Genomic DNA, 12,251 nt, shown 5'->3' on the forward strand with positions numbered 1-12,251 from the left:
CCCAGAAGGAGCGATTATGAGTTTCCGCCGTCATGTTTTTGCGGCGTTTCAGCCCATGGTGGACATCGCCCTGTTCATTCTGGTGAACACGGCGCTGTTTTTCGCCGCAAGGCTTGCGCTTTTGTATTTTCTTCTGCCCGACATCACCGAAAAAGGGCATATCCCCCACGCGCTGTACATAGGGCTCAAGTTCGATGCCCGCATGGCCGTGTTCATGACCCTGCCGCTGGCCTTCTGCCTGCTCTGGCCGAGGCTGGAAAGAGCCGTTTCGCGAGAAGGTTCCTCCCTGCCGCGCAAAGTGCTGTGCCTGCTGACGGGGATCATGGCCGCCGGGGCCATGCTCATTCATATTTTCGACTTCGGTTTCTTCTTCTATCTTCATCAGCATATCGACATGGGGGCGAAAGTCTTTCTGGAAGACCCGTCGGAATCCGTGCGCATGGTATGGCAGAGTTACCCCGTGGTGCTCATCACCGCGGCCTTTGCCGCCTGCGTTGCCTTGTATGTATGGCTTTTTTCGGCCTTTCTGCGTTCCCATGCCCCCTTCCCCATCCGTCCGAAAACGGGCGGCGAAGGGTGCAGCCGCAAGTGGCGCGCCTTCATCACGGTTTCTTCCCTCGTCATGCTCTTCATCGTGGGGTACGGGCAGATAAGCTCCAATTTCTTCCCCCTGCGCTGGAGCAACGCCTACTTCAGTTCCGACAAGAACATCGCGATCCTGGCCGTGAATCCCATCCAGAACCTGTTCGACACGCGCAACTTCGGCAAGGCCATTCCTCCGAACGAGGAGGCCACGCGGGAAGCCTGGCCCCGCATGGCCGCGTATCTGCGCGTGCCGGAAGGGGAGCCTCCGCTGACGTATCTGCGCCACTTCCCCGGCAGGCAGATGGAAAAGCGCCCCAATATCGTGATCATCATCATGGAATCGCTCTGCTGGGAGCGCACCTCTCTTGCGCCCTCCATGCCCGCATCTCTGGGAAAGGACATCGATCCTACGCCCTTCCTCAAGGAACTTGCGGCAAAGAGCCTGTACTTCCCCAACTTCTATTCGCCCACGCGGACCACGGCCCGCGCGGTGTTCACCACCATAAGCGGCGTGCCGGACGTGAACCACTCCGGCGGCACCACCTCGCGCAATCCCCGGCTTGTGGATCAGTCCACCGTGTTCAATGAGTTCCAGGGCTACGAGAAATACTACATGATAGGCGGCAACGCCAACTGGGCCAACATCCGCGGACTGCTCCAGCACAATGTGGAAGATCTGCACCTTCTGGAGGAATCGGCCTGGGAGGCACCCAACACCGACGTGTGGGGCGTTTCCGACATCGCCATGTTCCGTGAGGCCGTGGGCGTGCTCGACAGAAGTCCCAGGCCCTTCATCGCCGTGATGCAGTCCGCCTCCTTCCACAGGCCCTACACCATACCGGACGACAACGAAGGCTATGTTTCCCCGCCCGATCCTCCGGCCGAGGCTCTTGCCTGGTACGGCTATGAAAGCGCGGAGGAATACCGCTCCCTTCACCTTTCCGACCATGCGCTGCGCCGTTTCTTTGAAAAGGCGTCGAAACAGCCCTGGTTCAACGACACCATCTTCGCCGTTTTCGGCGATCACGGCCTGAACAACAATTCCACCAACATCACTCCCGCCGTGCGCGCCTGCAACCTTCAGGCGTGGCATATTCCGCTGCTCATCTATGCCCCCGGCGGGCAGGTGGCTCCGGGGGTGAACCCTGCGCCGCATATTCAGCCGGACGTTCTGCCCACCATGGCTTCTCTCGCGGGGCTGGACTACTACACCAATACCCTGGGCAGGAACCTGCTCGACCCGGAAAACGACAGGGATGCCGTGGTCTTCATCAGCGACAGCGACCATACCCGTTACCTTCTGGAACAGGGCTATGTGTATGCCATCCGTCCCAAGGGAGACGCCATGTATCTTCTGGACGAGCAGACGCCCGACGGCAATCCCCGCGACCTCAGAAGCGAGGAGCCGCAAAGGGCGGCGGCCATGCGGCAGAAGCTCATGGATTTCTACTATACCTCGCAGTATCTGCTGCACAACAACGGCAAGGAGCATATTCAGGCTGCCCGTCTTGCCGCAACGAACAGGGCGGAACGCTGAGCATGAAGACGGTGACCATCCATACCGACGGTTCCTGCCTCGGCAACCCCGGACCGGGGGGCTGGGCGGCGGTGCTTTCCTGCGAAGGGGCTCAGGGCACGGTGCGGCGGGAAATGTGCGGCGGCTTTGCCCGCACGACGAACAACCGCATGGAGATACTGGCCGTGCTGGAAGCTCTCGGAGCGCTGAAGCAGCCGTGCCTTGTGGAGCTTTATACCGACTCGCAGTATGTGGCCAAAGCCATACGCGATCACTGGCTGGACAACTGGCAGCGCAACAACTGGCTTACCTCGGCGAAGAAGCCGGTGAAGAACCAGGATTTGTGGAAACGCATGCCTGAGCTTCTGGCAAGGCACGAGGTGCGCTTTCACTGGCTCAAGGGACATGCCGGTCATGCGGAAAACGAACGCTGCGATGAACTGGCCCGCGGCGAAGCCTCCCGGACGAATCTTCCCGAGGATGCGGGCTTTGAACCGTAGGCGAAGGAAGGCGGCATGAGCGCATCGTTGCGTTTTTTTACGCCGCCCCGTCTCATGCGGAAAAAAACGCACTTTCATTCTCCTCCGGCACGACACGGCCGGGGGAGAATTGTTTTGCGCCGTTTCATGCAAGATTTGGATAAAGGTGCGTCGTGCCGGGAGGCGGTGCAATGGAGGAAGCAGCGCGAAGCGTGCAGGCGCTTCTTCTTGTACAGAACGCATTCCTGTGCTAGACTGGCCGTATGAATGCTTTTTGTGTGCGGACATACGAAGCGTTTTGCCCGGGAGCAGCGGGAGAGATGCGGCTTTCGGCGGGGAACCTGTGCGGTTCATACGTTCCGTACGGGGGCGGATGCCGATGGTGGAAGCATGCCGTTGAAGTGGTTTTGCGGAATTTTTCCGTTTTTTTGAGATTCCGGGCTTTTTCCGGGCGGAGCATGGGTAACGGGTGATGCCATGACCAGGCGTGAATGGAAAATACGGGCGACCGCGCGCCTTGCCGGAAGCGAGGCCCCGGCCCTTGTGGCGGGAATGCTCCTGTGTCATGTGCTCGGCATAGACAAAGTGGCGTTCGTGGCCCACGGAGAGGAAGAGATTCCCTCCCGGGATGAAGATACGCTTGAGTCTCTTCTGGCACGGCGTCTTGCCGGTGAACCCGTGGCCTATATTCTCGGGAAAAGAGAGTTCTACGGCCGGGATTTTCTGGTGAACCGGCACACGCTCATTCCCCGTCCTGAAACGGAGCATCTTGTGGAGGCGGCGCTGGATTTCTTCCGGGGACAGGAACAGATACGTTTTCTCGATCTCGGTACGGGCAGCGGCTGCATCGCCGTGACGCTCGCCGCGGAACGGCCCCTCTGGCGAGGTACGGCCGTGGATGTTTCCCCGCTCGCGCTGGAAACGGCGAAGTCCAACGCCGAACGCCTCGGCGCAGCGGAGCGCATGACCTTTCTGTATGCCGATTTCACCAAGCCTCTGCCCCTGGAAGCACAGAGCTTCGACCTGGTGGTCAGCAATCCTCCGTACATAAGCGAAGAAGAATACGCCGCGCTGGATGCGGGCGTAAGGAATTTCGAACCGCGTTCCGCGCTGGTTCCCGGCCCCGAGGGGCTGGAGCATCCCCGCGCGGTGGAAGCGGCGGCACGCGCCCTGCTGAAGGAAGGCGGCCTGTTTCTCATGGAGCACGGCCATCTTCAGGGCGAAGCGTGCCGGGCGTTGTGCCCGGACGCATACTGGAAGGATGTGCGCACGGGGCGCGACCTCGCAGGAAAGGACCGCTTCCTTTTCGCGGTGCGGCGTCTTTGCGTATAAGCCCCCGGCATGACCGGGGATGCTCCGGCAGATGTCTTGCCGGAGCGACAGGAGTTCTTATGCCTCAGATCACTCTTGGCAAGGCTGTCGGCTGCAAGGGTGTTTCTCTCCATTCCGGCCGTGAGGTCGGCATGGAGTTTCGGCCCGCGCCGGAGAATGCCGGCATTGTTTTCCATATTCATGCCGAGGATGGCGTGCACCTGCTTTCGCCGCGCCCGGAAGCGGTGAGCACCACGGAACTTGCCACCACCATCAGCGACGGGCAGGCGCATGTTTCCACCATCGAACATGTGCTCGCCGCGCTCTCCGGCCTTGCCGTGGACAATGTGGAAGTGCATGTCGCCGGCGGGGAGGTGCCCATTCTCGACGGCTCCGCCCGGCAGGTGGTGGAAGCTTTGCGCAGCGCCGGGTTTACGACGCAGAACGCGCCGCGCCGTGTGGCCCGCGTCATGCGCGAGTGCCGTCTGGAAAAGGACGGGCGTTCCATCGTTGCGCGGCCCTTCGAGGGCTTTCATGTGGATTACACCATACGTTTCCCGCATCCGGCCATCGGTGAACAGCGCTTTGCGCTGGACGTCACGCCGGAAAGCTTCGCTTCCGAAATCGCACCTGCGCGTACCTTCGGCTTTCTGAAGGAAGTGGAGTATCTGCACAGCCGGGGTCTTGCCCGCGGCGGTTCTCTCGACAACGTGGTCGTGGTGGGCGATGAAGGCGTGCTGAACAGGGAGGGCCTGCGTTTTCCCGATGAATTCGTGCGGCACAAGCTTCTGGATTTCATCGGCGATATGGCCATGCTGGGCTGTCCGCTTCTGGGTTCCTTTACGGTTGCCTGTTCCGGTCACGGCCACAACAACGCTTTTCTGCGTATGCTGGCAGGTGAGGAAGGGTTTCTGGAATACGGAAACCGATAAAAGTATTTCATGTGCGTACGGCCTGTGCCGTGCCGCATGAACATGATGCAGAAGGGCGGCTCCGGCCGCCCTTCTGCATATCTGCCGCCGGAAACATTTTTCCTGCCTCTCGGTAGCGGTCTTTTCCGCTTGCGGAGAAGGGCGTTATGATTTTATTCGTCGTCGGCTCAGGCTTTGCCGGAAAGAGGCCGGTTTTCCGGTCTCAGAGTGCCGTAGAACCAGGAGGCCGTGGCCCCGCCGTCGGCAAGAATATCCGCACCGGTGATGAAGGCCCCCTTTTCGCTCAGGAGAAGCTCGGCGACATGGGCGACTTCGTCCGCCGTACCGGGACGCCCGGCGGGACAGCGGGCGAACATGTCCCTGTAGAAGTCGCCGCGCGGTCCTCGGAACTCATCCAGTGCCAGAGGGGTGACGATGATGCCGGGGGATATGGAGTTGATGCGCGCCCCTTTTTCTCCCCATTTCACCGCTTCCGCCATGACTCTCTTGACGTTGCAGCGTTTGGCGAGCTGGTAGGCGTGCAGGCTGTCGCGGATGTTTTCCGGGCGAAGAAGGTCGAGTTCAAGCAGTTTTTCCGCCGGGGTAAGAGCCAGCGCTTCATCCGCTTCCGCACCAAGAGCCGGAAGTCTGTGCCCGGACTGGCTGGATATGGTTACGCCGGCGCCCCGGGGAGCAATGACCTTGCCCGTTTCCTCAAGCAGCACGGCTGTGCCGTAGAGATCCACGGCAAGTATGGTTTCTATGGATGCCTGACTGGGGGAAACGCCCGCGGCGTTGATGAAGAGAGTGATGTCTCCGAGTTTCTGCGCAGTTTCCAGAAGCTTCAAAATGGAATCGCGGGAGGAGATGTCCGTTTCCTGTGCAACGGCATCGAAGCCCGCCTCGCACAGAAGATGTGCGGCTCTTCGGGCATGATCGGCATTGTTGTCGGCAACGACGATGGTTTTGCCGCTGCCCATGCGTCTGGCCATGGCCAGACCAATCTGTCCCGCACCCGTAAGCAACATGATGTCTTTCATGAAGAAACCTCCCTGGATATGCATATGTGTGCATGGTGTAGGAGTTCGAGCTCGCGGTGGGAAGTGCCGATTCCGCCTTTTTCTTGCCTGTTTCTCCCGGGAGGGCGTTGTTGCAGGGAAAGATTCCGCGGCAGGTTGCCTTTGACGCGACGGCCGATAAGGCATACACCTGAATCTTCATACAATAACGGTTAATGTTTTATCGAGGCGGGGAAGACGGCCGGGGGAACCTTCAGGGCTCTGCCCGATTCGTGCGCACGGCGCGCCCTGGGTGTTTTCTCCGCTTTTCCGGGGTGGAATATGGCGCTTTTCACAGGTCTTCCCGCATCCAAGAAACATGTTCTGCTTTTCATGGCCATGCTCAATTTCGGCTCTACCGTGGCCATGCAGGGCTGGACCATGCTGTACAACAACTTCGTGGTGAACTGCGCCGGGCTTACTCCCGCAGAGAGCGGCCTTGTACAGGGCCTGCGCGAGATTCCCGGCCTTCTGGGCGTCACCCTCATCTTCTTTCTGTTTTTCATGAAGGAACACAAGCTGGCCGCGCTTTCCGTCATGGCGGCGGGGCTGGGCACCATGCTTACCGGATTCTTCCCCTCCTTTGTGCCCATCATCTTCACCAGTATGCTCATGTCCTTCGGGTTTCATTACTTTGAGGCCATGAACAATTCTCTGGCCATACAGCATTTCGATCTCAGGCAGACCCCCATCGTCATGGGGCGTCTGCGCGGACTGGTGGCGGGCGGAAGTCTCATGATTTCCGTGTTCGTGTTTCTTTTTTCCGAAAAGCTGGATTTCGTCTGGCTGTTCTTCGTTCCCGGGGCCGTGGGACTTCTGCTCGGTTTCTTTGCGCTGGTACACCCGCTCATGGGCAGCCGGGCGCCGGAGCAGCGCAAAAGAATGCTGCCCCAGAAGCGCTACTGGCTTTTCTATGTGCTCAATCTGCTCATGGGCGGCCGCCGCATCGTGTTTTCCGTGTTCGCGGTGTTCCTCATGGTGGAACAGTTCGGTTTTTCCGTACGCAGCGTGTCGCTCATGTTCATGTTCAACTATACGGTGAACTGGCTATTCAATCCCATGGTGGGGAAAATCATCAACAGGCTCGGCGAACGCCGTCTCATGACCATCGAGTATGTTTCGGCCTTCGTCATTTTCATGGGGTATGCGCTGACCAGGAGCGAATACCTTATCGTGCTTCTGTATGTGTTCGACAGCCTCACCTTCAATTTTTCCATAGCGGTGCGGACCTTCTTCCAGAAGATAGCCTTTCCTGAGGACGCCGCGCCCAATATGGCCATAGCGCAGACCATCAACCATATTCCCGCCGTGACCATTCCCGCCGTGGGCGGCTGGATGTGGCTGAGCTGGGGGTATCAGTCCGTGTTCTTTTTCGGCGCCGGGCTGACCGTGATTTCCCTGCTGCTGGCGCAGCTGGTGGACAGGGAAATACGCCTGAAGAACATGCAGGCCGGAAAGGCGGCCTGAAAAGCCCGGAAGGCCCTGAATTTTGCATTGCCGCGCGGCGGCGGAGACGGTATTTTCCGGGTGTTCAAGCTGAAACGCCTTGCGCCGTGAAGGCGGGGCAAGTCCTAGGGAGAATGAAGGTTGATGAACAGGGATTTCTGGGCCATGGCCACGGGGCGCATACCTGCGGATGTGCGCATAGACAATGTGCGGGTGATGGACGTATTCGGCGGAACGGTGCGGGAAGGCTGCGTATGCTTCGGGCAGGGCCGCATTCTCGGTTTCAGCCGCCTTGAGGCGAGGGAAGTGGTGGACGGAGGAGGGCGTTATCTTCTGCCCGGCTTCATCGACGGCCATGTGCATATCGAGTCCTCCATGCTCTGCCCGGCGCGTTTCGCCGAACTGGTGCTGCCTTTCGGCACCACCACGGTGATGGCCGACCCGCATGAAATAGCCAACGTCAAGGGTATGGCCGGGCTGCGCTATATGCTGGAGGCCTCGCGGGAGCTGCCGCTCGATGTGCATGTCATGCTCTCCTCCTGTGTTCCTGCCCTTCCCGTGGAAGATGCCGGGGCCGTGCTCGGCGCGGACGACATCGCGCCCCTTCTTTCCGATGAGAAGGTGGGGGGACTGGCGGAAATGATGAACGTGCCCGGCCTGCTTTCCGGGGATGACGACGTTCTGGAAAAGCTGGAGCGGACCCTTGCCGCAGGCAAGGTGATCGACGGCCATGCGCCGCTTCTTTCCGGTGCGGAACTCGACGTGTATGCCGCTCTCGGCGTGCGTACCGACCATGAATGCACCACGGTGGAGGAGCTTCAGGCGCGTGTGTCGCGCGGCATGTATGTGCTTTTGCGCGAGGGTTCGGCCTCGCGCGATCTTCTGAAGCTGCTGCCCGGACTGACGCCGGAAAATCAGCGCCGCTGTCTTTTCTGCACCGACGACAGACAGCCTGCCGACATCCTGAGGCGGGGGCATATCGTGAACAATGTGCGCATGGCCGTGGCGGCGGGCGTCGATCCGGTGAGCGCCGTCCGCATGGCCACGCTGAACGCCGCGGAATGCTACGGGCTGCGAGACAGAGGCGGCATAGCTCCGGGGCTTCGTGCCGACCTTGTGCTTGTGGAGGATCTGGAATCGTTCCGGGTGCTTTCCTGCTGGGCCGGGGGCGAACTGGTGGCGAAGGAAGGCCGTATGCTGCGTTCTCTTCCGCAGAGGAATCCGGGCGAGCTGTACAGAAGCGTGGTGCTGGCTCCTCTGCCGGAGCGCCCGTTTTCCGTGCGCGTTCCTTCGGGCAGGGCCAGAATCATCGGCCTTCTGCCGCATTCGCTGATTACGGAATGCCTCGTGCGGCCCGTACAGACGACGGCCGACGGCGAGGTGGAACTTTCCCTCAACCCCGGTCTCGTGAAGATTGCCGTACTGGAACGCCATCATGCCACGGGCAAGATAGGCGTGGGACTTATGGAAGGACGCTACGGCCTGCGCGGCGGAGCCATTGCCACCACCATTGCCCATGATTCGCACAATATCGTGGTGGCGGGCGATGATGAGGAAGACATGCTCTTCGCCGTGCGCGAACTCGAACGCATGGAAGGCGGCATCGTCATGGTGTCCGGGAAGAAGGTGCTGTCCTCCCTGTCCCTGCCCGTGGGCGGCCTCATGAGCGAGAACTCCGCCGAGGAAGTGGCCGGCAGACTGAAGAAACTGCTGGAGGTCGCCTCCTCCCATTATCATATCTGGGAAGGAGCGGATGCGTTCATGACTCTCAGCTTCATGGCGCTTCCGGTCATCCCCCGCCTGAAGATCACGGCCCGGGGCCTTTTCGATACGGATACGTTCTCCTTTGTGGACGTGGACGCGGAAAGGTAGCGCGGGCGCGGATTTTCAAAAGCTTTCGCCTGATGCGGACGGCTCCGGGAACATGTTCCCGGAGCCGTTTTTGATGAACGGAAGATGTTTCCGCAAAGAAGGTACGGAGGATTGAGCCTGCGACATGCCGTTTCCGTGGCCGTGGCGTACCTCTGCCGGACGCGGGAACACGGCCTGAATATCGTCCGTTTTTCCCGGCGCGGCCGTTCGCCGCAGGGGACATGCCTATTCCCGGTTTGTCGCGGAAAATTCACTTTTCAGCGCAGAGGTCAGCGCCGTCACGGCTTCTTCCGCGTTTTTTACAAGAAGGGCGATGTCTTTTTCTTCCGCATGGTCCACATGCAGACCTACGGTGAGGCATACCGTGCGGCCGAGCGCGGCGCAGAGTTTTTTTGCCAGCGCGTGGGCGGGGAGGTCGTCCCGGTGACCGGGAGCGCAGAGCAGACCGACGTTGTCCGCCCCGCCCTGCGCCGCGGGAACGGCAAGAGATACGGCCCCCACATGAGGACGTTCTCCGCCGCTTACGGAAACGAAAAGATCCGGCCCTGCCGCGCGGCAGAAGACCTCCACCCTGTGCCGTCCGTTTCCGGCAAGGAAGGGACCGAAGCTGTTCACTGTACGCCTCCTTTCATGAAGACATGGGGATGAGAGCGCGACTTTCTCCGCAGGGCGGGTGCCGGTGCGCCATGCGGAAGACGTTTGCCGTGAGTGCGGGGAGTTCCCGGAAACGACGCCTGCCGCGCGGTGTGAGAACATCGTATGTCGCCGCGGCGTTCCTAAGCGCCCGGCAGAGCCTTCCGGCCTAACGCGCCGGAAGCCGCCGTGACGGTGATACGGAAGAAAAACGCCATCCCCCTGGTCCGCTCGGCGTTCCGCGGGAAGGCAAGGAAATATGCCTCATGCATGAGACTCATGAAAAAGCATAAAAAGGGGGTGAACCGCTGTCAATGTCGGGAAAAAACAAAGTTTTTCGGAAGGACTGTCTTCTCCTCCTCCCCGCCGGACGCCGCTTTCCCCGTCTTGGAAAGAATGGCGGGAAGGTCGGATGCGAGATGCCGCCGGACGCTTTTTCGGAAAAAAGGAAGTCCGTTTTCTTGTCATGATAAGGGAAAGGAATATATTCCCTGCATAGATGGGATGGAGTCTGTTTTCTTATGTATCGCAACCAGACTCCGGTGATGACAATTTTTATTCCGGGAGAATGCCATGAACAAAGTCGCGTCCGTTCTGATGTGCGGTCTGGTTTCCGTTTTTCTTGCCTCTTCCGCATGGGCCAAGGAAATTAAAACGGAAAATTTTGTGTTTACTGTGCCGGACAGCTGGGAACATACCACGGCGCAGTCGCAGGGCGTGGACATGGTCGTCATGCAGGAAAAGGCTTCCAACACCATCATGACCATCACCCTTACGCCGGTTGCCATGTCTGCAAAGGACTTCGCCACGCAGTCCGCAGCCAATATGAAGAACGGCGGCTTCGATGTTTCCGAGCTTTCGCCCATAGGCGATTCCTATATGCTGACGCTCAAGAAGCAGGGCATGACCGGCGTCACCTACATGAGTTCCAACGGCAAGGCCGCCAGCGCCATCATGGTGCTGGCGGCCTCTCCCGCCTCCATAGAGAAGGCCAGAGAACTGTTGAAGAAGGGCTTCAAGCCTCTGGATGCGGCGCTGTATCCGTCGAGCTTCTAGCATGAAAACCGTGGGGGACACGTTCCTCTGCACGGATACGGACGCAGCGACAGGTTGAGCGGACGATCTGCCGTCTCGACCTTGCCGGAATCCGGCGGTACTGCCTGGAGGCGCGTCGTCCGTATCTGTGGCCAGACGCTGTCCTCAGCCGCCGTCGGCATGAAAAAACACCTTTTCCGCCCCGCAGAACATGTTCCGGGGAGGGAAAAGGTGTTTTTTCATGGACAATGCAGGTTTTCCGCCCTGTCCGTGCTGCGCTCTCAAGGCGGCGCAACATGCTTCCGCCGCGCAGGGGCTTGCCCATTTTCCGCCGGGCGGAAGCCGTTTCTTCCCGGCGGATGAGCCGGGAAGAGAAGAGCGGGAGGTTATTTCAGCACCGGCATGGGGCCGAAGGTTGCTTCATACCGGGCCTGGAATTCTTCCATGGAGAAACGGTGCAGCTGCGTGCCGTACTGTTCCACGCAGAAGCTGGCGAGCACTGCGCCGAGGCGGGCGGAAAAGGCGATGCCCATACCGCTGTGCAGCCCCTTGAGCAGCCCCGCGCGGTAGGCGTCGCCCGCGCCGGTGGGATCGGAAACGGTTTTCGGCGTCACGGCGGGCACGTCGTAGGGCTTGGCGCCCTTGTGCAGAATGGTGGAACCCTTGCCGCCGAAGGTGATGATGAGAAATTCCACGCGGTCGAGCAGTTCTTCGCGGGAAAGACCCGTCATATTCTCCACACGCTGTATTTCATAGTCGTTGCCGATGAGCACATGGGCTCCGGTGAGACCGGAGGCAAGCTGCTCCCCGCCGAGAACGGTGATCTGCTGACCGGGATCGAAAATATAGGGAATGCCCTGCTCCCGGTAAAAGGCGGGGAAGTTCACCATGTCGTCCACATTGCCGGGGGCCACGAGGCCCCAGTCGCCTTCGGCGAGGGCGGGAGTCTTTTCCGGAAAGACGGGACTTTTCATGGCCGAGGGAGAAAAGGCGTTGATCTGGTTGCTGCTTCTGTCGGTCATGATGTAGCAGCAGGCGGTGAAATCGTCTTCGTCGACCTTCACGCCGCAAAGGTCGATGCCCATGGAGGCGAGTCTTCTGCCGTAGGCGGCGAAATCCTTGCCTACGCTGCCGTATATGGCGGAGCGTTCCTTGAGCAGCGAAAGGGAATAGGCGATGTTGCCCGCCGTGCCGCCCATTTTTTCCTCAAGGCGGTCGATGGGGAAGGATACGTTCAGAAAGTGCAGCTTTTCGGGAAGAATATGCTCTTCAAAATGGCCGGGAAAGGTCATGATGCGGTCGAAGGCGAGAGAACCGGAAACGTGGATCATGCAGGGCTCCGTAAAGGTGTTTGTCCGTGCCGCGCGGCACGGAGTTTTCCTCTTTTTTAGCGGCAGCGGGGGGG

10 protein-coding genes are annotated in these 12,251 nt (G+C 59.9%); 7 read left to right on the top strand and 3 right to left on the bottom strand.

Features of this window, described 5'->3' with window-relative positions; all coding sequences use genetic code 11:
- Window positions 1-16: 16 nt before the first annotated feature.
- From CZ345_RS03905 to lpxC, 4 genes are all read left to right on the top strand, one after another.
- Window positions 17-2,122, top strand: coding sequence for an LTA synthase family protein (locus CZ345_RS03905; protein ID WP_077071896.1), 2,106 nt, complete (start codon window positions 17-19; stop codon window positions 2,120-2,122).
- Window positions 2,119-2,601, top strand: coding sequence for a ribonuclease HI (gene rnhA, locus CZ345_RS03910; RefSeq protein ID WP_204224221.1), 483 nt, complete (start codon window positions 2,119-2,121; stop codon window positions 2,599-2,601). Before CZ345_RS03905 ends, rnhA begins: the two co-directional genes overlap by 4 nt.
- Before the next feature lie 456 nt (window positions 2,602-3,057).
- Entirely contained in the window at window positions 3,058-3,912 is an 855-nt protein-coding gene (gene prmC / locus CZ345_RS03915) for a peptide chain release factor N(5)-glutamine methyltransferase (protein WP_077071898.1), read from the top strand.
- 59 nt (window positions 3,913-3,971) lie between these two features.
- Window positions 3,972-4,823 carry a UDP-3-O-acyl-N-acetylglucosamine deacetylase gene (gene lpxC / locus CZ345_RS03920; protein WP_077071899.1) on the top strand — a complete coding sequence of 284 codons (852 nt, stop codon included), beginning with the start codon at window positions 3,972-3,974 and terminating at the stop codon, window positions 4,821-4,823.
- Between the two features lie 167 nt (window positions 4,824-4,990).
- Here lpxC and CZ345_RS03925 read toward each other — a convergent pair whose 3' ends face one another.
- Window positions 4,991-5,842, bottom strand: coding sequence for an SDR family oxidoreductase (locus CZ345_RS03925; protein WP_077071900.1), 852 nt, complete (start codon window positions 5,840-5,842; stop codon window positions 4,991-4,993).
- Between the two features lie 300 nt (window positions 5,843-6,142).
- Here CZ345_RS03925 and CZ345_RS03930 point away from each other — a divergent pair, with 300 nt between their 5' ends.
- Both CZ345_RS03930 and ade read left to right on the top strand, forming a co-directional pair.
- A complete protein-coding gene (locus CZ345_RS03930) occupies window positions 6,143-7,327 on the top strand; it encodes an MFS transporter (RefSeq protein ID WP_077071901.1) in 1,185 nt (394 codons plus the stop codon).
- Between the two features lie 123 nt (window positions 7,328-7,450).
- The gene (gene ade, locus CZ345_RS03935) at window positions 7,451-9,178 is read left to right on the top strand and encodes an adenine deaminase (RefSeq protein ID WP_077071902.1); all 1,728 of its coding nucleotides are present in this window, start codon (window positions 7,451-7,453) and stop codon (window positions 9,176-9,178) included.
- A gap of 225 nt (window positions 9,179-9,403) precedes the next feature.
- Here the strand turns inward: ade and lpdD are convergent, their stop codons facing one another.
- Window positions 9,404-9,793, bottom strand: coding sequence for a prenylated flavin chaperone LpdD (gene lpdD, locus CZ345_RS03940; RefSeq protein ID WP_077071903.1), 390 nt, complete (start codon window positions 9,791-9,793; stop codon window positions 9,404-9,406).
- Between the two features lie 591 nt (window positions 9,794-10,384).
- On the opposite strand from lpdD, the gene CZ345_RS03945 reads away from it, so the two are divergent.
- The gene (locus CZ345_RS03945) at window positions 10,385-10,867 is read left to right on the top strand and encodes a hypothetical protein (RefSeq protein WP_077071904.1); all 483 of its coding nucleotides are present in this window, start codon (window positions 10,385-10,387) and stop codon (window positions 10,865-10,867) included.
- A gap of 365 nt (window positions 10,868-11,232) precedes the next feature.
- On the opposite strand, the gene CZ345_RS03950 is transcribed toward CZ345_RS03945, so the two are convergent.
- Window positions 11,233-12,177: a carbohydrate kinase family protein gene (locus tag CZ345_RS03950; protein WP_077071905.1), complete on the bottom strand. Its 945-nt coding sequence runs from the start codon at window positions 12,175-12,177 to the stop codon at window positions 11,233-11,235.
- Window positions 12,178-12,251 lie beyond the last annotated feature (74 nt).

Source organism: Mailhella massiliensis (assembly GCF_900155525.1).
In the GTDB taxonomy this organism is placed as follows: Bacteria; Desulfobacterota; Desulfovibrionia; order Desulfovibrionales; family Desulfovibrionaceae; genus Mailhella; species Mailhella massiliensis.